General features: G+C 59.9%; 19 protein-coding genes. 11 read left to right on the plus strand and 8 right to left on the minus strand.

Annotated features, from left to right (window positions below; genetic code table 11):
* The first annotated feature begins 102 nt into the window (after window positions 1–102).
* From dapA to ypfH, 6 genes are all read left to right on the plus strand, one after another.
* Complete coding sequence (gene dapA / locus ACOI7D_RS06530; protein ID WP_023290616.1) at window positions 103–981, plus strand: 4-hydroxy-tetrahydrodipicolinate synthase; 879 nt, start codon at window positions 103–105, stop codon at window positions 979–981.
* Between the two features lie 16 nt (window positions 982–997).
* On the plus strand, window positions 998–2,032 hold the full coding sequence (gene bamC / locus ACOI7D_RS06535) for an outer membrane protein assembly factor BamC (RefSeq protein ID WP_109547064.1): 1,035 nt from the start codon (window positions 998–1,000) through the stop codon (window positions 2,030–2,032).
* 228 nt (window positions 2,033–2,260) lie between these two features.
* A complete protein-coding gene (gene purC / locus ACOI7D_RS06540; protein WP_002913801.1) occupies window positions 2,261–2,974 on the plus strand; it encodes a phosphoribosylaminoimidazolesuccinocarboxamide synthase in 714 nt (237 codons plus the stop codon).
* A 119-nt stretch (window positions 2,975–3,093) separates the two neighbouring features.
* Entirely contained in the window at window positions 3,094–3,966 is an 873-nt protein-coding gene (locus tag ACOI7D_RS06545) for a neutral zinc metallopeptidase (RefSeq protein ID WP_023290614.1), read from the plus strand.
* Window positions 3,967–3,975: 9 nt separating this feature from the next.
* Window positions 3,976–5,979 carry a tRNA(Met) cytidine acetyltransferase TmcA gene (locus tag ACOI7D_RS06550; RefSeq protein WP_109547065.1) on the plus strand — a complete coding sequence of 668 codons (2,004 nt, stop codon included), beginning with the start codon at window positions 3,976–3,978 and terminating at the stop codon, window positions 5,977–5,979.
* A 76-nt stretch (window positions 5,980–6,055) separates the two neighbouring features.
* Window positions 6,056–6,751 (plus strand): esterase, encoded by a 696-nt coding sequence (gene ypfH, locus ACOI7D_RS06555; protein WP_023290612.1) that lies wholly within the window; start codon window positions 6,056–6,058, stop codon window positions 6,749–6,751.
* 48 nt (window positions 6,752–6,799) lie between these two features.
* Here the strand turns inward: ypfH and ACOI7D_RS06560 are convergent, their stop codons facing one another.
* Genes ACOI7D_RS06560 through ACOI7D_RS06570 form a run of 3 tightly spaced genes read right to left on the minus strand, consistent with a single transcriptional unit; the run spans window position 6,800 to window position 8,514 of the window.
* Window positions 6,800–7,003 (minus strand): YpfN family protein, encoded by a 204-nt coding sequence (locus ACOI7D_RS06560; RefSeq protein WP_002913768.1) that lies wholly within the window; start codon window positions 7,001–7,003, stop codon window positions 6,800–6,802.
* Between the two features lie 26 nt (window positions 7,004–7,029).
* Entirely contained in the window at window positions 7,030–8,157 is a 1,128-nt protein-coding gene (dapE, locus tag ACOI7D_RS06565) for a succinyl-diaminopimelate desuccinylase (RefSeq protein WP_109547066.1), read from the minus strand.
* Window positions 8,158–8,160: 3 nt separating this feature from the next.
* Window positions 8,161–8,514 (minus strand): ArsC family reductase, encoded by a 354-nt coding sequence (locus tag ACOI7D_RS06570; RefSeq protein WP_060590140.1) that lies wholly within the window; start codon window positions 8,512–8,514, stop codon window positions 8,161–8,163.
* Window positions 8,515–8,880: 366 nt separating this feature from the next.
* Between ACOI7D_RS06570 and ypfM the strand changes: the two genes are divergently transcribed.
* Window positions 8,881–8,940, plus strand: a complete 60-nt coding sequence (gene ypfM, locus ACOI7D_RS06575; protein WP_100181659.1) for a protein YpfM — start codon at window positions 8,881–8,883, stop codon at window positions 8,938–8,940.
* Window positions 8,941–9,067: 127 nt separating this feature from the next.
* Here ypfM and acrD read toward each other — a convergent pair whose 3' ends face one another.
* Window positions 9,068–12,181: a multidrug efflux RND transporter permease AcrD gene (gene acrD, locus ACOI7D_RS06580; protein WP_023290609.1), complete on the minus strand. Its 3,114-nt coding sequence runs from the start codon at window positions 12,179–12,181 to the stop codon at window positions 9,068–9,070.
* Between the two features lie 376 nt (window positions 12,182–12,557).
* Here acrD and aegA point away from each other — a divergent pair, with 376 nt between their 5' ends.
* From aegA to ACOI7D_RS06595, 3 genes are all read left to right on the plus strand, one after another.
* On the plus strand, window positions 12,558–14,540 hold the full coding sequence (gene aegA, locus ACOI7D_RS06585) for a formate-dependent uric acid utilization protein AegA (protein WP_109547067.1): 1,983 nt from the start codon (window positions 12,558–12,560) through the stop codon (window positions 14,538–14,540).
* 58 nt (window positions 14,541–14,598) lie between these two features.
* Window positions 14,599–15,195, plus strand: coding sequence for a GDP-mannose pyrophosphatase NudK (nudK, locus tag ACOI7D_RS06590; RefSeq protein WP_002913754.1), 597 nt, complete (start codon window positions 14,599–14,601; stop codon window positions 15,193–15,195).
* Window positions 15,196–15,258: 63 nt separating this feature from the next.
* On the plus strand, window positions 15,259–16,305 hold the full coding sequence (locus ACOI7D_RS06595) for a DUF1176 domain-containing protein (protein WP_109547068.1): 1,047 nt from the start codon (window positions 15,259–15,261) through the stop codon (window positions 16,303–16,305).
* Here the strand turns inward: ACOI7D_RS06595 and tkt are convergent.
* Window positions 16,295–18,289 (minus strand): transketolase, encoded by a 1,995-nt coding sequence (gene tkt, locus ACOI7D_RS06600; RefSeq protein WP_023290606.1) that lies wholly within the window; start codon window positions 18,287–18,289, stop codon window positions 16,295–16,297. The genes ACOI7D_RS06595 and tkt overlap by 11 nt on opposite strands.
* Window positions 18,290–18,305: 16 nt before the next feature.
* The gene (gene tal, locus ACOI7D_RS06605; RefSeq protein WP_023290605.1) at window positions 18,306–19,262 is read right to left on the minus strand and encodes a transaldolase; all 957 of its coding nucleotides are present in this window, start codon (window positions 19,260–19,262) and stop codon (window positions 18,306–18,308) included.
* Between the two features lie 294 nt (window positions 19,263–19,556).
* Here tal and maeB point away from each other — a divergent pair, with 294 nt between their 5' ends.
* Entirely contained in the window at window positions 19,557–21,836 is a 2,280-nt protein-coding gene (gene maeB / locus ACOI7D_RS06610) for an NADP-dependent oxaloacetate-decarboxylating malate dehydrogenase (RefSeq protein WP_023290604.1), read from the plus strand.
* Window positions 21,837–21,890: 54 nt separating this feature from the next.
* Here the strand turns inward: maeB and hemF are convergent, their stop codons facing one another.
* Both hemF and amiA read right to left on the minus strand, forming a co-directional pair.
* Complete coding sequence (gene hemF / locus ACOI7D_RS06615; RefSeq protein WP_109547069.1) at window positions 21,891–22,790, minus strand: oxygen-dependent coproporphyrinogen oxidase; 900 nt, start codon at window positions 22,788–22,790, stop codon at window positions 21,891–21,893.
* Entirely contained in the window at window positions 22,790–23,662 is an 873-nt protein-coding gene (amiA, locus tag ACOI7D_RS06620) for an N-acetylmuramoyl-L-alanine amidase AmiA (protein WP_004201984.1), read from the minus strand. Before amiA ends, hemF begins: the two co-directional genes overlap by 1 nt.
* Window positions 23,663–23,810: the final 148 nt, after the last annotated feature.

The following is a 23,810-nucleotide window of genomic DNA, read 5'->3' on the forward strand; positions in this document are numbered from 1 at the left end:
ACCGCCATACAACATCCCTGATGGCGTCGGGTCTCTTGCTTTTATTGCAGCTCCAAACGTAACATTGAGAATCTTGTCGCACTTCTGCTCTGAGGATGGCCCATGTTCACGGGAAGTATTGTAGCGCTTGTCACGCCGATGGATGAAAACGGTAATGTCTGCCGGACAAGCCTGAAAAAACTGATTGATTACCATGTCGCCAACGGAACCTCGGCGATCGTTTCGGTAGGGACTACCGGTGAATCCGCAACGCTGAGCCATGAAGAGCATGGCGACGTGGTGATGATGACGCTGGAACTGGCTGACGGGCGTATCCCGGTTATCGCGGGAACGGGAGCCAATGCAACCGCAGAGGCGATTAGCCTGACCAAACGTTTTAACGACAGCGGCGTAGTCGGCTGCCTGACGGTCACTCCTTATTATAACCGTCCGACCCAGGAAGGCCTGTTCCAGCACTTTAAAGCTATCGCCGAACATACTGACCTGCCGCAAATTCTGTATAATGTGCCGTCCCGTACCGGTTGCGATATGCTGCCGGAAACCGTTGGCCGTCTCGCGCAAATTAAAAATATTGTCGGTATTAAGGAAGCAACAGGGAACTTAAGTCGTGTTCACCAGATCAAAGAGCTGGTTTCAGACGACTTTATTCTGCTGAGCGGTGACGATGCGACCGGTATGGACTTTATGCAGCTCGGCGGCGTGGGCGTGATTTCCGTTACCGCCAACGTGGCGGCGCGCGAAATGGCCGACATGTGCCGTCTGGCGCTGGCGGGTCAATTTGCCGAAGCCCGGGCGATTAACCAGCGTCTGATGCCATTGCATACAAAATTATTTGTCGAACCCAATCCTATCCCGGTGAAATGGGGATGCAAGGCGTTGGGTCTTGTGGCGACCGATACGCTGCGCTTGCCGATGACGCCTATCACCGACCAGGGTCGTGAAGCCGTTACCGCCGCGCTGAAGCATGCCGGTTTGCTGTAAAGTTTAGGGAGATTTGATGGCTTACTCAGTACAGAAGTCGCGCCTGGCGAAGGTTGCGGGTGTTTCGCTGGTTCTACTCCTCGCGGCCTGTAGTTCCGACTCGCGCTATAAGCGTCAGGTGAGCGGTGATGAGGCCTATTTACAGGCGTCACCGTTGAGCGAACTTCACGCGCCGGCGGGGATGATCCTGCCGATTCAGGTGGGTGATTACAATATTCCGGTGGCCAACAGCACCGGCGCGGTCGGCAAGGCGCTGGACATTCGCCCGCCGGCGCAGCCGCTGGCATTGGTTAGCGGCGCCCGCACCCAGTTCAACGGCGATACCGCGACGCTGATGGTCGAAAACGGCCGCAGCGGTTCGCTGTGGGCGCAGGTTACCAGCATTCTTCAGTCGAAGAATTACGTTATCGCCAAGCGCGATGATGCGAGCCAGACGCTGAACACCGACTGGGTTGAGTGGAACCGTCTTGATGAAGATCAGCAGTATCGCGGGCGTTATCAAATCTCCGTCAAACCGCAGGGCTATCAGCAAGCGGTGGTGGTCAAGCTGGTGAATCTGGAGCAGGCGGGTAAACCGGTTGCCGATCCGGCGTCACTGCAGCGCTACAGCACCGCCATGCTGAACGTCATTTCGGAAGGCCTGGACATGAACGCCACCAGCGCCCAGAACGCCGCTCAGCGCAGCGCGGGCGCCACCTTCGACGTGCAGAGCGCTGCCGACGATACTGGCCTGCCAATGCTCGTCGTTCGCGCGCCGTTTAACATGGTGTGGCAGCGTCTGCCGGGCGCCCTCGGGAAAGTGGGGATGAAAGTGACCGACAGCACGCGCTCTCAGGGCAGCATGGCGCTGACCTACAAGCCGCTGTCTGACAGCAGCTGGCAGGAGCTGGGCGCACGCGACCCGCAGCTGGTCTCCGGTGACTACAAACTTCAGGTCGGCGACCTCGATAACCGCAGTAGCCTGCAGTTCATCGACCCGAAAGGCCACACCCTGACGCAGTCGCAAAATGACGCTCTGGTAGCCGTATTCCAGGCCGCATTTAACAAGTAATCAAAAGGGCTGGAGCAATCCGGCCCTTTTAATATATAGTGACGCAAACGTGTGCGTATACACATCATCCTTCAAATTGCCTCTTTGTTGGCCGCCTTCGTTCAACCCAGTCACTTACTTTTGTAAGCCCCTGGGGATTCGCTCAGTTGCCGCCTCGATGCACTTTGAATGATTTTGTGTATAGGTGGAAACGTATTTTTAGGCTCAATATCACTGGAGTAGTGAAAGATGAAAAAGCAAGCTGAGTTGTATCGTGGTAAGGCGAAGACAGTATACAGCACCGATAATCCGGACCTGCTGGTACTGGAATTCCGTAACGATACGTCAGCAGGTGATGGCGCGCGCATCGAGCAGTTCGATCGTAAAGGCATGGTGAATAACAAGTTCAACCACTTCATTATGAGCAAACTGGCAGAAGCGGGCATCCCTACCCAGATGGAAGCGCTGCTCTCCGATACCGAATGCCTGGTGAAAAAACTGGATATGGTGCCGGTGGAGTGCGTGGTGCGTAACCGTGCGGCAGGCTCGCTGGTAAAACGTTTAGGCATTGAAGAAGGTATCGAGCTGAATCCGCCGCTGTTCGATCTGTTCCTGAAAAACGATGCCATGCACGATCCGATGGTCAACGACTCCTACTGCGAAACCTTCGGCTGGGTGAGCAAAGAGAATCTGGCGCGGATGCGCGAGCTGACCTACAAAGCCAACGACGTGCTGAAAAAACTGTTCGATGACGCCGGTCTGATTCTGGTGGACTTTAAGCTGGAGTTTGGTCTGTTTAAAGGCGAAGTGGTGCTGGGCGATGAGTTTTCGCCGGACGGCAGCCGCCTGTGGGACAAAAACACCCTTGATAAAATGGACAAAGACCGCTTCCGCCAGAGCCTTGGCGGCCTGATCGAAGCCTACGAAGAAGTGGCTCACCGCCTGGGCGTTAAGCTCGACTAACCCGCCCGCCGCCAGAAGATGGTCTCATCTTCTGGCGTCTCTTGCTGTTTCCTGTGGTAATCCTGCGCTGAACCGCCTACGATCTCTGCTATTGATACATAACAGGGAATGAGGTGCTTATGCGCTGGCAAGGGCGTCGCGAAAGCGACAATGTTGAAGATCGACGCGGTCAATCGGGCTCGCCGTTTGGCGGCGGGGGCGGCGGCTTCCGGCTGCCGAGCGGGAAGGGCGGCATTGTGCTGCTGATTATTGTGCTGGTGGCGGGCTATTACGGCGTGGATTTGACCGGCATGCTGACCGGCGAACCGATGCCGCAGCAGCAGACCTCCACGCAGCGCTCCATCAGTCCAAAAGACGATGAAGCGGCGAAATTTACTTCGGTGATCCTGGCCACCACCGAAGATACCTGGGGACCGATCTTTGAAAAGATGGGCCGCCAGTACCCCCAGCCAAAGCTGGTGCTCTACCGCGGCGCGACCCGTACCGGCTGCGGTACCGGCCAGTCGGTGATGGGGCCGTTCTACTGTCCTGCCGACAGCACGGTCTATATCGACCTGTCATTCTACGATGAGATGAAAAATAAACTGGGCGCCGACGGCGACTTTGCCCAGGGGTACGTCATTGCCCATGAAGTGGGTCATCACGTACAAAAACTGCTGGGCATTGAGCCGAAAGTCCGCCAGCAACAGCAGCATGCCACCGAGGCCGAAGCCAACCGGCTGTCGGTTAAGATGGAGCTGCAGGCAGACTGCTTCGCCGGTGTCTGGGGCCATAATATGCAGCAGCAGGATATTCTGGAAACCGGCGATCTGCAGGAGGCGCTGAACGCCGCCGAGGCCATCGGCGACGACCGTCTGCAGCAGCAGAGCCAGGGTCGGGTGGTACCGGACAGCTTTACCCACGGCACGTCAAAACAGCGCTACACCTGGTTCAAACGCGGTTTCGACAGCGGCGACCCGGCGCAGTGCAACACCTTCGGCAGCGCCCTGTAATCGCCACCGATGATGGACGCGCTGCTTGACCTCACCGCGCAGATGGCGCGGGAGGGAATTCGCCGCCTGCTGGTACTCAGCGGCGACGAGGCCTGGACGCTGCAGCAGGCGCAGGCGCTGCGGGAGAGGCTCGCCGGCGATGGCCTGTGGGTGGGCCCCGAGCCGGTTTTCGCGCCCGGGGTGGCGCCTGGCGCCCTGAAGACGCTGCTGGGGCGGGAAGTCATGCACGCCTTTTTCGATGCCCGGCGCGGATTTGATGTAGCCGCCCTGGCGGCCCTGAGCGGTACCCTGCGGGCGGGAAGCTGGCTGGTGCTGCTGACGCCCCCCTTCGCCGACTGGCCGTCCCGGGTGGATGAGGACTCCCTGCGCTGGAGCGATACGCCCGACCCGATCTCTACCCCCCACTTTGTTCTCCGCTGCTGTCGGCAGTTTATCGCCGACCCCGATGTGCTGCTCTGGCGGCAGTCGGACTCGCCGCGGCTCCCGCTGGCCGTCCCGCGCCCTGACTGGCATCCCGCCGAGGGTCACCCGCTGGCCGAACAGGCGGCGATCCTTGCGCAATTGTTGCGTCTACCGCCCGGTATCGCGGCGGTGACGGCTGAACGAGGGCGTGGCAAATCCGCCCTCGCGGGCATGTTGCTGCGCCAGCTCGCGGGCGAGGCCATCGTTACCGCCCCGACCCGCAGCGCCGTCGATGTGCTGGCGAGCTTTGCCGGCGCGGCGTTTCGTTTTATGGCGCCTGATGCGCTGCTGTCATCGAAAGAAACGGCGTCCTGGCTGATTGTCGATGAGGCCGCGGCCATTCCGGCTCCGCTTCTCCGGCAGCTGGTAAGCCGTTTTCCCCGCACGCTACTCACCACGACGGTGCAGGGTTATGAAGGCACCGGGCGCGGGTTCCTGCTGAAATTTTGCGCCAGCCTGCCCCATCTGCAGTCGTTCAGCCTGAGCGCGCCGATCCGCTGGGCCGCGGGCTGTCCGCTGGAGTCAGCCATCAGTCAGCTGCTGATCTTCAGCGATGAGGCATTTCGCGATGCGCCGACGGGGGAGGTTGCCGTGGAAGAGGTCGATCAGTCCAGCTGGCAAACGCGGTCGGCGCTGCCGGAGGCGATGTACCAGCTATTGTCCGGGGCGCATTACCGCACTTCTCCTCTCGATCTGCGGCGCATGATGGACGCGCCGGGCCAGGCTTTCCGCTGCGCACGCGCCGGCGGCGCGGTGGCGGGCGCGCTGTGGCTGGTGGCCGAGGGGGGACTTTCTCCTGAACTCAGCCGGGCGGTGTGGGCGGGTTTTCGCCGGCCGCGAGGGAACCTGGTCGCCCAGTCGCTGGCGGCGCATGGCGGCAGTCCCCTGGCGGCGACGCTGCGCGGGCTGCGGGTCAGTCGGATCGCCGTCCACCCCGCCCGCCAGCGCGAAGGGCTGGGGCAGCAGATGATCGCGGATATCGCCGCCGATGCCGCAGGTTATGACTATCTCTCCGTCAGCTTTGGCTATACCCCTGAGCTGTGGCGCTTCTGGCAACGCTGCGGGTTTATCCTCGTGCGGCTGGGTACTCATCGCGAGGCCAGCAGCGGATGCTATACCGCGATGGCTCTGTTCCCGCTGACTGCAGCGGGGCATCAGCTCGCGCAGCGGGAGGCGCAGCGGCTACAACGCGATGAATACTGGCTGCGCCCGTGGCGGGACGCGCCCGCGCCGCTGCCGGCCGTTTCAGGGGCTATGCTTAGTGAAGAGGACTGGCTGGAAGCGGCCAGCTTTGCCTTCGCCCATCGCCCGCTGGCCGCGGCGCTGGGTTGCCTCAATCGTCTGCTGATGCAGGTCGACATGCCGTTGCCGGCGCTGCGCGGGCGCCTGCAGGGGGAAGAAGAGGCCGAACTCTGCGCCGCGCTGCAGCTAACAGGGCGTAAAGCTCTGCTGGCGAGGTGGCGTCAGGAGGTCGCTGACGCTTTGCGCTTCCTCGATGCAGCGCGCGCTGAGGCGCTGCGTCAGCAGGTAGCGCACCTGCAATTTTTTTAACTAACTCATTCAGTTAAATGGCATGGTCATATCTGGCGAGCGGCGTACACTGCCCGCATACACAAAGGAGACAGCCATGAAACACGATCATTTTATTGTTCAAAGCCCTGCGACGCCTGCGCAACAGCTGTTGCTGCTGTTTCATGGCGTGGGGGATAACCCGGTCTCCATGGGGCAAATTGGCAGCTGGTTCGCGCCGCAGTTTCCTGATGCGCTGATCGTTAGCATTGGCGGGGTGGAGCCTTGCGGTCCCAACGGCCGGCAGTGGTTTTCGGTGCAGGGAGTGACGGAAGAGAATCGTCAGCAGCGTATCGACGCCATTATGCCGACCTTTATTGACATTGTGCGCTACTGGCAGGAAAAGAGCGGCGTCAGCCCACTGGCCACCGCGCTGATCGGCTTCTCTCAGGGGGCGATCATGTCGCTGGAGAGCATCAAAGCGGCGCCGGATCTGGCTTCGCGGGTGATCGCCTTTAATGGCCGCTACGCGACGCTGCCGGTCACCGCAACGACGGCCACCACCATTCACCTGATCCACGGTGGTGACGATCGGGTTATCGATCTGGCATGGGCGGTGTCGGCTCAGGAGGCGTTGTTGCAGGCGGGGGGCGACGTGACCTTAGATATTGTTGACGATCTGGGGCATGCCATCGACGATCGCAGCATGCAGTTTGCGATTGAGCGACTGCGCTATACCGTGCCGAAGCACTATTTTGATGAGGCGCTGAGCGGCAGTACGCCGAAAGGGGACGATATCATCGAAATGCTGTAACCCCGGCGGCCGGGGTTACAGGCGGGTGGTACCGCGATAAAGGCAAACTTACGGTTTCTTCGACTGGTCGTGCTTCGGCCAGTCGTCGTCATCGTCCCATTTATCGTTAAAATCACGGTGCGGCGGCAGATCGGGTTTGTTGTTGAGGAATTTTTTGTGGTCAACGCGGTTCAGATCTTTAATCACGTTGATAATTACCCCCACCAAAAAGACCAGCACCAGAATCCACCAGTGTTTAATAAGCCATTCCATGCGCGCTTCCTCTTTACGTCAGTACGTCAGGCGACCAGCTGTTCCATAACGCGTTGATACATCCGCGCCAGCAGCTGCAGGTCGGCGGCGTTCACACATTCATTAATTTTGTGAATCGTGGTGTTCACCGGGCCCAGCTCTACCACCTGCGCCCCCATGCGCGCGATAAACCGTCCGTCTGAGGTGCCGCCGTTGGTTAACAGCTGCGGTTTGATCTCATTATAGTGCTCAATCGCGTTGACGACCGCATCCACCAGCTTGCCCCGTCCGGTGAGGAACGGCTGGCCGGAGAGCCACCACTCCACGCTGTAACGCAGCTGGTATTTTTCCAGCAGGGCGACCACCCGGGCTTTGATCATCTCGTCCGTCAGTTCCGTACTGAAGCGGAAGTTGAACTGGACGAACATATCGCCAGGGATCACGTTGTTGCTGCCGGTGCCGGACTGCACGTTGGCAATCTGCATGCTGGTCGGCGGGAAGTATTCATTGCCTTTATCCCACTCGATAGTGACCAGCTCCGCCAGCATCGGCGCCGCGCGATGGACGGGGTTATCGGCAAGGTGCGGATAGGCGACATGGCCCTGTACGCCGTGAATGGTCAGATTGCAGGTCAGCGAGCCGCGACGGCCGTTTTTCACCACATCGCCGACCACTTCGGTACTGGAGGGTTCGCCGACCAGACAGTAGTCCAGACGCTCGTTACGCGCCATCAGCGTCTCCACCACTTTGACGGTGCCGTTTTTGGCGCTGGCCTCTTCATCAGAGGTAATCAAAAACGCCAGCCGGCCCCGGTGGTTCGGGTACTGCGCGACAAAACGCTCAGCGGCAACCACCATCGCCGCCAGCGAGCCTTTCATATCCGCCGCCCCGCGGCCAAACAGCATCCCGTCGCGGATGGTGGGTTCGAACGGCGGATTGATCCAGCGGTCGGCGTCGCCTGCCGGGACCACGTCGGTGTGGCCGGCGAAGGCCAGCGTCTCGCCGTGGCCGCGCCAGGCCCAGAAGTTCTGCGTATCGCCGAAATCCATCGGTTCAACGGTAAAGCCGATCGCACGCAGGCGTTCAATCATTAACGCCTGACATCCCGCATCATCGGGGCTAAGGGAAGGGCGGCGAATAAGCTGCTGAGCCAGCTCAATGACCGGGCAAGACATAGACTATACCTCGTTAAACTGCTGATAACTTGCTTCACTAAAACCCAGCAGCATAGGACGACCGGGCGCGCAGAGCAATGGGCGTTTGATAATCGCCGGCATTTCCAGCATCAATGCGGCGGCGGCATCGGCATTATCGATGCTGTTGCGCAGCGATTCGTCCAGCTTGCGCCAGGTGGTGCCGCGGGTGTTCAGCAGCGCCTGCCAGCCCAGTTCGACAATAAAGGTATCCAGTTGCGCGCGGTCGAGGCCATCGGCGCGGTAGTCATGGAAGCGATAGTCAATCTGATGCGCTTCCAGCCAGCGGCGGGCTTTTTTAATGGTATCGCAGTTTTTAATTCCGTACATGGTGAGCATAGATAAACCTTTAACATTCAATTAAGCGGTTAACTCAGATATTTCCGAATATATAAGCCTTATTGAAATAATACGTGATTCAGATGAATAAATATAACTTTTTACCGGGTATCTTATGCCATGTTTTCGGGTGCTTCAAATTCGCCCAGACGTGGGCATGATGTGAGGGCACTAACAATATTACGAAAATGTTGCCTGATGGTGCTCTGTATCACATAATTTTTACATACGAGACGGCATAGTGGCGGCAACCAGAGGTTTTATCTCTGTCAGCGGTCCACAAGACAATCAGAGCAATAGGGGAGCTCAACTTCCCATCAGCAATGAAGTTATATAGAATCGACCATAATAATAAGAGAGGCTATTATGATTGAACATGAACTGGGGAACTGGAAAGATTTTATTGAAGGCATGCTTCGTAAATAAATTTCCGCAATGTGAGCAGGGGAATAACGCGACGTAAATAAGCGCGTCATGGTTCTGAACACATAAAGAAGGCGACCATCCAGGTCGCCTTTTCTGTTATTCCGGCTCGCCGCCGACGCCCGACGGTTTATTGCGGACGCTCCTTCAGCGGAAAGCGGCGGCGCACCAGCACAAAGAACAGCGGTACGAAAAAGATGGCCAGCACGGTGGCGGAGATCATCCCGCCCATCACCCCGGTACCGACCGCATGCTGGCTGCCGGAGCCGGCTCCGGTGCTGGTGGCCATCGGCAGGACGCCGAAGATAAACGCCAGCGAGGTCATCAGAATGGGGCGCAGGCGCTGACGGCAGGCCGACAGCGTGGCGCTGAGCAGATCCTGGCCTTTCTCGTTGAGCTCATTGGCGAACTCGACGATCAGAATGGCGTTTTTCGCCGACAGGCCGATCACCGTCAACAGGCCCACCTGGAAGTAAACGTCATTCTCCAGGCCGCGCATCCAGGTCGCCAGCAGGGCGCCAATCACCCCGAGCGGGACCACCAGCATCACCGAGAACGGCACCGACCAGCTCTCGTACAGCGCCGCCAGGCACAGGAACACCACCAGCAGAGAAATCGCGTACAGGGCCGGCGCCTGAGCGCCGGAGAGGCGTTCCTGATAGGACATGGCGGTCCATTCGAGGCCAAAGCCGGTTGGCAGCTGCGCGGCCAGTTTCTCCATCATGTCCATCGCGGTACCGGTACTGATGCCCGGCGCCGCCTCACCGACGATCTCCACCGCCGAATAGCCATTGTAGCGCTCCAGACGCGGCGAGCCGGTTTCCCAGCGCGAGGTGGCGAAGGCCGAGAACGGCACCATCGTGCCGCTGCTGTTGCGGACGTACCAGAGATTGATATCGTCAGGCAGCATTCGATATTTCGCCGCCGCCTGGACGTAGACTTTCTTCACCCTCCCGCGATCCATAAAGTCGTTGACGTAGCTCGACCCCCACGCGGTTTGCAGCGTATCGTTGATGTCGTCAATGGAGACGCCCAGCGCCTGAGCTTTGCGCTGATCGATATCGACCTGCAGCTGCGGGCTGTCGTCGAGCCCGTTATGCCGGACCCGGGTCAACAGCGGGTTTTTACCCGCCAGCTCAAGCAGCGTATCGCGCGCCGCCATCAGCGCATCGTGCCCCTTACCGGCGTGATCTTCCAGCTCCATATCGAAGCCTGCCGAACTGCCGAGGCCGCTGATCGCCGGCGGGCTGCTGGCGATGACCCGGGCTTCGTTGATCTGATTAAACGCTTTGGTGGCGCGTTCAATAATGGCAAAGGAGGAGCCGGTTTGCGGATCGCGCTGGTCCCAATCTTTGAGGCGCACGAACATACGGGCTACGTTCTGCCCGTTGCCGCCGGGGCCGGAGCCAACGGTAGCGAACACCGACTCCACGTTTTGCCTCTCGTTATTGAGGAAGTAATCTTCCGCTTTCTGCACCACTTTCAGCGTCTGCTGTTGGGTGCTGCCGCTCGGCAACTGTACCGAGGTGGTGAACATCCCCCGATCCTCCAGCGGCAGGAATGAGGTGGGCAGATGCAGGAACAGGAACACCATCCCGCCGAGCAGAACGACGTAGATCAGCATCCAGCGCAGCGAGCGATGAAGAATTTTGCCGACGAAGGTTTCATAGCGGCTGGCGCTGCGGTTAAAGGTGCGGTTGAACCAGCCGAAGAAGCCTTTTCTCTCATGAGATTCACCTGGCTTAACCGGTTTGAGCAGGGTGGCGCAAAGGGCCGGGGTGAGGATCATGGCCACCAGCACCGAGAGGACCATCGCCGCGACGATAGTAATTGAGAACTGGCGATAGATAGCGCCGGTGGTGCCGCCGAAGAAGGCCATCGGCACAAACACCGCCGACAGCACCATCGCGATCCCCACCAGCGCGCCCTGAATTTGTCCCATCGATTTGCGGGTGGCTTCCCGCGGCGACAGGCCTTCCTCGCTCATGATGCGCTCAACGTTTTCCACCACCACGATGGCGTCATCCACCAGCAGGCCGATAGCCAGCACCATCGCGAACATCGTCAGGGTGTTGATGCTGTAGCCACAGGCATAAAGCACCGCGAAGGTGCCCATCAGCACCACCGGCACGGCGATGGTCGGGATCAGGGTGGCGCGGAAGTTCTGCAGGAACAGATACATCACGAGGAAAACCAGCAGGATCGCCTCCAGCAGGGTTTTCACCACGTCGGTAATGGAAGCCTTCACGAAGGAGGTGGTCTCGTAGGCGACTTTATATTCCAGCCCGTGCGGGAAATACTGCGACAGCTCATTGAGGCGAGCGATCACGCGCTCCGCGGTGGCCATTTCGTTGGCGCCGGAGGCGAGCTTAATTCCCAGGCCAGAGGCGGCCTGGCGGTTATAGCGGCTAAGATAGTCGTACTTCTCCGCCCCCATCTCCACGGTAGCGACATCGCCGAGGGTCACTTCTGAACCATCCTGATTGACGCGCAGGGTGATATTGCGAAACTGTTCCGGGGTTTGCAGCAGAGATTGCGAGTTGATGGTGGCGTTCAGCGCCTGCTTATCGACGGAAGGCGTGCCGCCGAGCTGGCCGACCGCAATCTGGGCGTTCTGCGAACTGATGGCGTCGGTAACATCCTTGGTGGTCAGCTGGAAGCTATTGAGCTTTGCCGGATCGAGCCAGATGCGCATTGAGTATTGCGAGCCGTAGGCGTCGATATCCCCTACGCCATTGACGCGGCTGAGCGGGTCCTGAATGTTACTGGCGACGTAGTCGGCGATATCCTGTTTATCCATACTGCCGTCGGTGGAGACGAAGGCGAGGGTCAGGATATTGGTATCGCCAGTCTTGCGCACCGTTACCCCCTGGTTTTGCACCGCCTGCGGCAGCTTACGCATCGCCGACTGCAGCTGGTTTTGCACCTGCTGCACGGCTTCATCCGGGTCGGTACCGGCGGTAAAACTGAGGGTGATGGTCGCCTGGCCGGTGGCGCTGCTCTGGGATGACATATACATCAGGTTATCGAGGCCGGTCATATTCTGTTCGATAACCTGGGTGACGGTATTCTCCAGGGTTTGCGCGGAAGCGCCGGGATAGTTGGCCGTGACCCGCACATTCGGCGGGGCCAGATCGGGATACTGTTCAACCGGTAGCGACAAAATGGCAAGGGTGCCCGTCAGGCATAACAGGATTGCCAGTACCCACGCAAAAATGGGGCGATCGATAAAGAAATTCGCCATCAGAATAAAAACCTCATATGCACATGTTCTTGTTATTGCACAGCCTGTGCCACTTTAGCCCCAGCGCCTCCGGCAATCGTGGAGAAATTAAGGAGATAGTGTAATTTATCATGTTGCTTTTGCCGTATCGTAAAGAAACATCGAACTTTCCTGCCGCCGGGTCGGCCACTCCGCTTCGCCCGCAGCACCTGGGGACGCATTATTCCTTGCCGGTGTGAAACCTGATTTCATTTAAGTCAAAAAAATTGATCCAAAACGGATTCTTTCCAGAAAAAGGGTATCCTGGGCAAATGAACATTGTTCCGGCCTCGTCTTGTCGGGTAATAAATAGGCATGCGCATTAAGGGGTTATTCACCAATAAGACAAAAGGAAGCCATGAACCACTTTATATTGAGCGATAGCCGAAAATGTATCGGTTGCCAGGCCTGCGAAGTGGCCTGCGTAATGGCGCATAACGAGGAGCAACATGCGCTGACCCCGCAGCGCTTTTTGCCCCGTATCACCGTGATTAAAGCAGAAGGGCAGCGTAACGCCATCACCTGCCACCACTGCGAAGACGCTCCCTGCCTCCGCAGCTGCCCCAACGGCGCCATCGCCCAGACTGGCGACAGCGTTCAGGTCTGTCAGGAGAAATGCATTGGCTGTAAATCCTGCATGGTGGCCTGCCCGTTCGGGGTGATGCAGGTCGTGGTCACGCCGCAGGCCGCAGGCCAGGTGAAAGCCAGCGCGCAAAAATGCGATCTGTGCGCGGGCCGCGAGGCGGGACCGGCCTGTGTGGAAAACTGTCCGGCGCAGGCGCTGACCCTCGCCGACGATGAGACATTGACCACGCTGGCCAGGCAGCGGCGTCTGCGATCGGCCTGCCAGGAGGCGCAGCCGTGGCAGCGCGGCGCGGCCCCCGCCAGGCAGCCCGACGCCGGCGAGAAGGCCAGGCAAATGGCGATGACGCCGCCGCGCGGAGAGCCGGATAAGCTGGCGGCGGAGGCGCGTAAGAGCCACTTTGGGGAGATCTATCAGCCGTTCACCCCGACGCAGGCCCGGCAGCAGGCCGCCCGCTGCCTGAAATGTGGAGAACACAGCATCTGTGAATGGACCTGTCCACTGCATAACCACATTCCGCAGTGGGTCGAGCTGGTGAAGGCAGGGGATATCGCCGCCGCGGTCGCCCTGTCCCATCAGACCAACTGTCTGCCGGAGATCACCGGCCGCGTCTGCCCTCAGGACCGGCTGTGTGAGGGCGCCTGCACCCTGCGCGATGAAAGCGGCGCGGTCACCATCGGCAATATTGAGCGATTTATATCCGACCAGGCGCTGGCCAGCGGCTGGCGTCCGGACCTCTCGCAGGTTAAGCCGAGCGGCAAACGGGTGGCGATTATCGGCGCCGGACCGGCCGGGCTGGCCTGCGCCGATGTGCTGGTGCGCCACGGCGTACAGCCGGTGGTCTTTGACCGTCATCCGGAGATCGGCGGCCTGCTGACCTTCGGCATTCCGGCGTTCAAGCTGGATAAGTCACTGCTGGCCCGGCGGCGGGCGATTTTCTGCGAGATGGGCGTCCACTTTGAGCTCAACTGCGAGGTGGGGAAAGATATCCCCCTGGCGACGCTGCTGGCTGAGTATGACGCGGTGTTCGTCGGCGCCGGAACCTATCGCTCCATGAAGGCCGGCCTGCCGAATGAAGAGGCGCCCGGGGTCTACGACGCGCTGCCGTTTCTTATCGCCAACACCAAACAGGTGATGGGGCTGACGGAATCGGCGCTGGAGCCTTATGTCAACACCGCCGGGCTGAACGTGGTGGTGCTGGGGGGCGGCGATACGGCGATGGACTGCGTGCGCACCGCGCTGCGCCATGGCGCCCGCCAGGTGACTTGCGCCTATCGGCGGGATGAAGCCAACATGCCGGGCTCGAAAAAAGAGGTCAAAAACGCCCGCGAAGAGGGGGCGCTCTTTGAGTTTAACGTCCAGCCGGTGACGCTTGAGCTGGACGAGAACGGACGGGTGAACGGGGTTCGCTTTTTGCGCACCGAGCTTGGCGCGCCGGACGCCGGCGGAAGACGCCGGCCGACGCCGATCCCCGGCAGCGAGTTTGTTATGCCGGCAGAGGCGGTGATCATGGCCTTTGGCTTCCACCCGCACCGCATGCCCTGGCTGGAAGCGGCCGGGGTGGCGTTGGACAGCCAGGGGCGGATTAAAGCCGGAGTGGAGAGCCGTTACCGTTATCAGACCAGTCAGGAGAAGATCTTTGCCGGCGGCGATGCCGTGCGCGGCGCCGACCTGGTGGTAACGGCGATGGCGGAAGGCCGTCACGCGGCGCAGGGGATCCTTGACTATCTGGGGCTGAAAACGACGCCGCTTCACTGACGACAAACCCGGCTCCGCAGCGTAGTATGAGGGCGTCCTTTTACGCTGTGGGGTCGGTATGTCACTCAATATTCACGTCATTAAAGATAAAATCCTCTCTGAGAACTGGTTCGTACTACGCAACATGACCTATGAGCTGACGCGGGCGGACGGCAGCGTCGTGCGCCACAAACGCGAGGTCTACGATCGCGGCAATGGCGCCACCGTGCTGCTGTATAACCGCCATAAGCAGACGGTGGTCCTGGTGCGTCAGTTCCGGGTCGCCACCTGGGTCAATGGCAATCATGACGGCATGCTGATTGAAACCTGCGCCGGGCTGCTGGACAACGACGAGCCGGAGGCCTGCATTCGGAAAGAGGCGGTGGAAGAGACCGGCTATGAAGTGGGCGAGGTGCGAAAGCTTTTTGAGCTGTTTATGTCGCCAGGCGGCGTCACCGAAGTGGTGCATTTCTTTATCGCCGAGTACAGCGACGCCCAGCGAACCACCAGCGGCGGCGGGGTGGATGACGAAGCCATCGAGGTGCTGGAGCTGCCCTTTAGCCAGGCGCTACAGATGGTCGCTGATGGGGAGATCCGCGACGGGAAAGCGGTCATTCTGCTGCAGTATCTGCAAACCTCCGGCCTGATGTCGGGGAACTCTGACAAATCCGATTGAGTCAGCGGCTGCCGTTGTCCAGGATAGGCGCCGTGGTCGGGTTTATCTGGGGTCGGGCGGTTCATGCTTTTTCGCATCATTTTTTTCCTCTTTCTGGCGGTGCTGCCTTGCTCACAGGCATGGGCGGCACCGGCGCAGCAGCGCTTTAACGACTGGCAGGTCACCTGTAATAACCAAAATTTCTGCGTCACCCGCAACGTGGGGCTGCATTATGGTCTGGTGATGACCCTCAGCCGCAGTGCCGGGGCGGCTACTGACGCCAGCCTGCGTATCGAACTGGGCGGCACCGGCAATCCGGTGGCGACGCTCGCGCCGATAGCGCCGCGCCTGCTGCTGGATGGTAAACCGCTGTCCCTGACCGACAAGCGCTGGCGCATTGAAGATAAACTCATTAAAACCGACGACAGCGTGACGATCGATGCCTTCCTCCAGCGGGTCCAGGAGGGAAAAACCCTCTCGCTGGTCAACGGCCTGCAGACCATCTCCCTGCAGGGGCTGAAAGCGGCCCTGTTATTTATCGACGCCCGGCAAAAGCGGGTGGGCAGCGAAACGGCCTGGGTCGGCAAAGGGGAGGAGCCGCCGCTCAGCGTACCGCCGGCGCCGGCGCTGCGCGCGGTGGCGAGCGCGGTCACGGCGCAGTCGCCGCTGGGACGTGATGAACTCAACGATCTGATGGACTACGGCAATGAGCGGATGAGCAACAGCAACTGCTCCCTCGATCCGTTCCGCCGCGAAATTCGCGTCACTGCGCTGACGGATGACAAAGTGCTGCTGATGACCAGCTGCGAATCCGGGGCGTACAACACCGTCTGGCTGGCCTGGCTGGTCTCCCGCCAGCGCCCGTATGTCGCCCGTCAGGTGCGGCTGACGCTGCCATTTCAGCCGCCCGGCGAGGCGCCGCGGGAGATTGAGCTGATTAACGCCAGCTATGATGACCGTCGTCATGAGCTGGTGACCCTGGACAAGGGGCGCGCGTCTGGCGATTGCGGGATCCAGACCCGCTGGCGTTTTGACGGCCAGCGGTTTAGCCTCTCCCGTTACGCACAGCAGCCGACGTGCGACAACTGGCAGGGGCCAGATGCCTGGCCCACGCTGTGGATCACCCGTTAAGCACCTGTTCGGCGGTGGCGACGATATGGTCGACCGTAAAGCCAAAGAACGGGAACAGCTGCTCCGCCGGGGCGGATTCACCGTAGCCTGTCATGCCGACGATCTTGCCTTTTAAGCCGACATATTTATACCAGTAGTCCGCTATCCCGGCCTCGACGGCCACCCGGGCGCTGACGTCCGACGGCAGCACCGACTCGCGCCAGGCCTCGTCCTGAGCGTCAAACACGTCGGTGGAGGGGAGCGAAACCACCCGCACATTCACTCCGTTGGCCAACAGTTTTTCCGCCGCCAGGACGGTGATTTCCACTTCCGAGCCGGTGGCGATGAGGATCAGGTCGGGTTTGCCGCCGGCATCCTTCAGCACGTAGCCGCCCCGGGCGATATCCTGAACCTGTTGCGGGGTACGCGGCATCTGCGCCAGGTTTTGTCGCGACAGGATCAGCGCCGTCGGTCCGCCCTGACGCGCGATGGCCGCCTGCCAGGCGACGGCGGTCTCCACCTGGTCGCAAGGGCGCCAGGTGCTGAAGTTGGGCGTCAGCCGCAGACTGGCCAGCTGTTCCACCGCCTGGTGGGTCGGACCGTCTTCCCCAAGACCAATGGAGTCATGGGTATAGACCATGATCTGCCGGGCCTTCATCAGGGCCGCCATGCGCGCGGCGTTGCGGGCGTATTCCACAAACATCAGAAAGGTCGAGGTATAGGGAATGAAGCCCCCGTGCAGGGCGATGCCGTTGGCCACCGCGGTCATGCCGAATTCGCGCACGCCGTAGTGGATATAGTTGCCGGCGGCATCCTCTTTAATCGATGTCGAGCCAGACCAGATGGTCAGGTTACTCGGCGCGAGATCCGCCGAACCGCCCAGCAGCTCCGGGAGGTGCGGCCCGTACGCGTTCAGCGCATTCTGCGAGGCTTTACGGCTGGCGATCTTCGCCGGCTCGGCCTGCAGCTTCGCCACGTAGTCACGCGCCGTCGCGGCAAAATCCTCCGGCAGGGCGCCTGCCATGCGACGGGTCAGCTCAGCGGCCAGTTCCGGGAACTGCTGCTGGTAGGCGGCGAATTTCTCGTTCCAGGCGTGCTCGGCTTTTTCGCCGCGTGGCCGCGCATCCCAACCCTGATAGATCTCTTTCGGGATCTCAAAGGGCGGATATTTCCAGCCCAGCTGCTGGCGGGCCAGGGCCACCTCTTTTTCACCCAGCGCCGCGCCGTGCGACTCCTCTGAGCCGGCTTTGTTGGGCGAACCGAAGCCGATGATGGTCCGACAGATGATCAGCGACGGCTTATCTTTCACCGCCTGCGCTTCCGTAATGGCCTGTTTGATGGCCTGCGGATCGTGGCCGTCGATATCGCCGATCACATGCCAGTGGTAGGCGCGGAAGCGTTCCGCTGTATCGTCGGAAAACCAGCCTTCGGTTTTGCCGTCGATGGAGATGCCGTTGTGATCGTAAAAACCGATCAGCTTGCCCAGTCCGAGCGTGCCTGCCAGCGAACAGGCCTCATGGGAGATCCCCTCCATCAGACAGCCATCGCCCATGAAAACCCAGGTGTGATGGTCGATAATCTCATGACCGGGGCGGTTAAACTGCGCCGCCAGGGTGCGTTCGGCAATGGCCATACCGACGGCGTTCGCCAGCCCCTGGCCCAGCGGGCCGGTGGTGGTCTCCACCCCGGGGGTATAGCCATGCTCCGGGTGACCCGGCGTTTTAGAGTGCAGCTGGCGGAACTGCTTCAGCTCTGACAGCGGCAGATCGTAGCCGGTCAGGTGCAGCAGACTGTAGAGCAGCATCGACGCGTGGCCGTTGGACAGAATAAAGCGGTCGCGGTCCACCCAGCCAGGGTTCTGCGGATTGTGCTTAAGAAAATCGTTCCACAGCACTTCGGCAATATCTGCCATCCCCATTGGCGCACCGGGGTGGCCGGAATTGGCTTTCTGCACCGCGTCCATACTGAGGGCGCGGATGGCGTTGGCAAGCTCTCTTCGGGACATAGTTTTCTCCGTGAGACTAAAGTGACAGTTTGGCGGCAAGCAGATCTTCCAGTTTGCGTTGATCGACGGCGAACAGGCGGATACCCTCCGCCAGCTTTTCGACCGCCATAGGATCTTGATTATGTTCCCAGCGGAACTCCGCCTCGCTGAGCGGCACCGGGCGCGGCAGGATCTGGCTGGCAGGGATCAGTTTGCGCACCACCGGGGCGTCGCTGGCCTGCAGTTCTTTTAATAAAGGCGGGGCGATGGTCAGGCGGTCGCAGCCGACCAGGGCGAGGATCTGCTCGGTGCGGCGGAAGCTGGCGCCCATCACGATGGTGTTGTATTTATGCTGTTTGAAGTAGTCATAGATATTGCGCACGGATTTCACCCCTGGATCTTCCTCAACCACGTAAGGATCCAGCGGTTTGCGCGCCTGATACCAGTCATAAATACGCCCGACGAAAGGGGAGATCAGATAGACCCCGGCTTCGGCGCAGGCCCGGGCCTGGGCGAAGGAAAACAGCAGCGTCAGGTTGCAGTGGATCCCCTCTTTTTCCAGCGTTTCGGCGGCGCGGATCCCCTCCCAGGTGGAGGCCAGCTTGATCAGGATCCGTGACTTATCAATGCCCATCTCCTGATACAGCGCCACCAGATGGCGCGCCTTCTCGATACTCTTCTCCCGGTTGAAGGAGAGCCGGGCGTCCACCTCGGTGGAGACACGGCCAGGAATGCTTTTGAGGATCTCCGCGCCAAAATTGACCGCCAGCTTATCGCAGGCGTGAGTTACCTGCGCTTCGCGGCTGCCTCCTTGCTTTTTGGCCCAGGCGATCGCGTCGTCGATGAGTCCGCTATAGGACGCCAGCCCGGCGGCTTTCAGCAGCAGGGAGGGGTTGGTGGTGGCATCTTCCGGATGGTAGTGGCGGATGGATTCGATGTCGCCGCTGTCGGCGACCACGGTGGTGAACTGCTTAATACTGTCTAGCTGATTCATGGATAAGTCCTCCTGGAACAAGGTGTTACATGAGTGCTTGCCGGTATGCGGTATAAATATTGATGAGGTACATAACCAAAAAGCATAGCAGACGGGGCTATTATTGGCGGCGAATCCGGGTAACATAACCGCTATAAATTGATAACAACCAGATCATAGCGATGGCCAGAGTTTGGCGGTGTTCAAAGTTTATCGCCCCGCCAGGAGGGATACTGTCTGCCACTGAAAGGTGAACGACAGGATGGTCATCACGCTTTTTCCCTACGAACGATACGTGAAAGAAAGGAATATAAAATGGATGAGCAGTTAAAACAGAGCGCCCTCGACTTCCACGAATTTCCGGTTCCCGGAAAAATCCAGGTCTCGCCGACCAAACCTCTCGCCACCCAGCGCGATCTGGCGCTGGCCTACTCGCCGGGCGTCGCGGCCCCCTGTCTGGAAATCGAAAAAGATCCGCTGGCGGCCTACAAATATACCGCCCGCGGCAACCTGGTGGCGGTCGTCTCCAACGGCACCGCGGTGCTGGGGCTTGGCAACATCGGCGCCCTGGCCGGCAAGCCGGTAATGGAGGGCAAAGGCGTCCTGTTTAAGAAATTTGCCGGCATCGATGTGTTTGATATCGAAGTCGATGAGCTGGACCCGGACAAATTTATTAACGTCGTCGCCGCCCTCGAGCCGACCTTCGGCGGCATCAACCTCGAAGATATTAAAGCGCCGGAGTGTTTCTACATTGAGCAGCAGCTGCGCGAGCGGATGAATATTCCGGTGTTCCATGACGATCAGCACGGCACGGCGATCATCAGCACCGCGGCGATCCTCAACGGCCTGCGTGTCGTTGAGAAGAATCTGTCCGACGTGCGGATGGTGGTCTCCGGCGCGGGGGCGGCGGCTATCGCCTGCATGAACCTGCTGGTGGCGCTGGGGATGCAAAAGCACAACATCGTGGTCTGCGATTCGAAAGGCGTTATCTATAAGGATCGTGAGCCGAACATGGCGGAAACCAAAGCGGCCTACGCGGTGGAAGACGACGGCAAACGCACCCTTGATGACGTGATCGACGGCGCGGACATTTTCCTCGGCTGCTCCGGTCCGAAAGTGCTGACCCCGGAGATGGTGAAGAAGATGGCGCGCGCGCCGCTGATCCTCGCCCTGGCCAACCCGGAGCCGGAAATTCTGCCGCCGCTGGCGAAGCAGGTCCGCGATGACGCCATCATCTGCACCGGCCGCTCCGACTACCCTAACCAGGTCAACAACGTCCTCTGCTTCCCGTTCATCTTCCGCGGCGCGCTGGACGTCGGCGCGACGGCGATCAACGAAGAGATGAAGCTGGCGGCGGTGCATGCCATTGCCGAGCTGGCCCACGCCGAGCAGAGCGAAGTGGTGGCCTCCGCCTACGGCGATCAGGATTTAAGCTTTGGCCCGGACTACATTATTCCGAAACCGTTCGATCCGCGGCTGATCGTCAAGATCGCCCCCGCGGTGGCGAAGGCGGCGATGGACTCCGGCGTGGCGACGCGCCCGATCGCCGATTTTGACGCCTATATCGAGAAGCTGAGCGAGTTCGTCTATAAGACCAACCTGTTTATGAAGCCTATCTTCTCTCAAGCGCGCAAAGAGCCGAAGCGCGTGGTGCTGGCGGAAGGGGAGGAGACCCGGGTGCTGCACGCCACCCAGGAGCTGGTGTCGCTGGGGCTGGCCAAACCGATTCTGGTGGGGCGCCCGAGCGTGATTGAAATGCGCATCCAGAAGCTGGGCCTGCAGATCAAGGCCGGCGTTGACTTCGAGATCGTCAATAATGAATCCGACCCGCGGTTTAAAGAGTACTGGAGCGAGTACTACCAGCTGATGAAACGCCGCGGCATTACCCAGGAGCAGGCGCAGCGGGCGGTGATTAGCAACACCACGGTGATTGGCGCCATCATGGTTCACCGTGGCGAAGCGGATGCGATGATCTGCGGCACCATTGGCGAGTACCACGACCACTACCGCGTGGTGCAGCCGCTGTTCGGCTATCGCGACGGCGTCAGCACCGCCGGGGCGATGAACGCGCTGCTGCTGCCGAGCGGCAACACCTTTATCGCTGATACCTATGTCAATCACGATCCATCGCCGGAAGAGCTGGCGGAGATCACCCTGATGGCGGCGGAAAGCGTGCGTCGCTTTGGTATCGAACCGCGGGTGGCGTTGCTGTCGCATTCCAACTTTGGCTCTGCCGACTGCCCGTCCGCCAGCAAGATGCGCAGAACCCTTGAGCTGGTGAAGGCGCGCGCGCCGGAGCTGATGATCGATGGCGAAATGCATGGCGACGCCGCGCTGGTGGAAAGCATTCGCAACGATCGCATGCCGGACAGCCCGCTGAAGGGGTCGGCGAATATTCTGGTGATGCCGAATATGGAAGCCGCCCGGATCAGCTATAACCTGCTGCGCGTCTCCAGTTCGGAAGGGGTCACCGTCGGGCCGGTGCTGATGGGGGTAGCGAAGCCGGTGCATATCCTGACGCCGATCGCCTCTGTGCGTCGCATCGTGAATATGGTGGCGCTGGCGGTTGTCGAAGCGCAAACCGAACCGCTGTAAATGTCATAAAAAAGCCCCGGTACTCCGGGGCTTTTTGGTCTGATTTGGCGTCGCTCAGATCCAGGCTTTCACTTTAATAAACTCGTTCAGCGCCGCCTCAGGGCTGCCGGCCTCCGGCTGGTAATCATATTCCCAGCGTACCAGCGGCGGCATCGACATCAGAATAGATTCCGTCCTACCGCCGGTCTGCAGACCGAACAGGGTGCCACGGTCCCAGACCAGATTGAATTCGACGTAGCGGCCGCGGCGATAGAGCTGAAAATGGCGCTCACGCTCGCCGTACGGCGTGGCTTTTCGGCGTTCGACGATGGGTAGATAGGCGTCAGCGTAACCGTTACCCACTGCCTGCATAAAGGCGAAGCAGTGGTCAAAATCCGGGGTGTTCAGGTCGTCAAAGAACAGACCGCCAATCCCGCGCTGTTCCTGGCGGTGCTTCAGATAGAAATAATCATCGCACCATTTTTTATAGCGCGGATAGACGGCTTCGCCGAACGGCAGACACAGATCGCGGGCGGTACGATGCCAGTGGACGGCATCCTCTTCAAAGCCGTAGAAGGGGGTTAAATCAAAGCCGCCGCCGAACCACCACACCGGCTCGGCGCCAGGCTTTTCGGCAATAAAGAACCGCACGTTGGCGTGGCTGGTGGGCACATAGGGGTTCAGCGGATGGACCACCAGCGAGACGCCCATGGCTTCAAAGCTGCGTCCGGCCAGCTCCGGGCGGTGGGCGGTGGCGGAGGCTGGCATGGCGTCGCCATGGACATGGGAAAAGTTGACCCCCGCCTGCTCGAACACATTGCCGTCGCGCAGCACCCGGCTGCGTCCGCCGCCGCCGCCTTCCCGCTGCCAGGCGTCTTCAATAAACGGCGCGCCATCCACGGCGCTTAGCTGCTGACAGAGGCTGTCCTGCAGCTGGAGCAGAAAAGTTTTAACCTGCGCGGCATCGGGTTTCATTAACGTCTCTTCGAATGGGCTTTCTGGTTATCGAACCAGTGGAAATAGCTGATAATGCCGTTGGCAATCGCGGTGGCGATTTTCTGCCGGAAGGCGGTGGTGCCGAGCAGTTTTTCCTCGTTCGGGTTCGTAATGAACGAGGTTTCCACCAGCACGGACGGTATAGACGGCGACTTCAGCACCACGAACGCCGCCTGTTCGGTATTGCGGCTGTGCAGCTTATGCACCGGCTTGATCTTTTTCAGGATATGCGAGCCCAGCGTCAGGCTGTTTTTAATGGTGTCGGTCTGTACCAGATCGAACAGCACCTGCTGCAGCAGATGGTCTTTATCCGTCGCTTTCTTACCGGCGACCTCGTCGGCGCGGTTTTCGCGATCGGAGAGGTATTTCGCCATGGCGCTACTGGCGCCGCGGTTTGACAGAGCGAACACCGAGGCGCCGGCAGCGCTCGGGTTGGTGAAGCCATCGGCGTGGATCGACATAAACAGATCGGCGCCGTGCTGATGGGCAATCTCCACGCGGTCATACAGCGGGATAAAGGTATCGCCGGTGCGGGTCAGGCGGGCGTCAATGCCGTTGCTGCGCAAGATGCTGCGCACGTTCTTAGCGATCGCCAGCACCACATGCTTCTCTTTCGAGCCATTATGGCCGATAGCCCCGGTGTCGATGCCGCCGTGGCCTGGGTCGAGCATCACAATGCGGCGTGCGCCGGCCTTTTTGGCGGCGGGTTTGCTGTGTCCATTTGATGTTTTCAGTGGCTGCTCTTTTGCGCTGACCTGTGCAGTGACGCCGCTCAGCGTCATGGCAGCCAGCCCGGCTTTCAGCACCTGACGGCGCGAAGCAAGTATTTTTAAGGGTTTAAAAGTGCTCATTCGGCCTGAATTGTAAACAAGTGATGTCCAATGTTATATCGTATCGCGTTTGCCGTTACGACCATTCAAAATAAGAATTGTTTTACTTTTCATTTCAATACATGACAAAGTCATATTATGCCATTTTTTGTCGCTGATTTCGCCTGAT

Origin of the sequence: Klebsiella sp. C360, from assembly GCF_048822415.1 — a bacterium.
GTDB classification, from domain to species: Bacteria; Pseudomonadota; Gammaproteobacteria; order Enterobacterales; family Enterobacteriaceae; genus Klebsiella; species Klebsiella quasipneumoniae.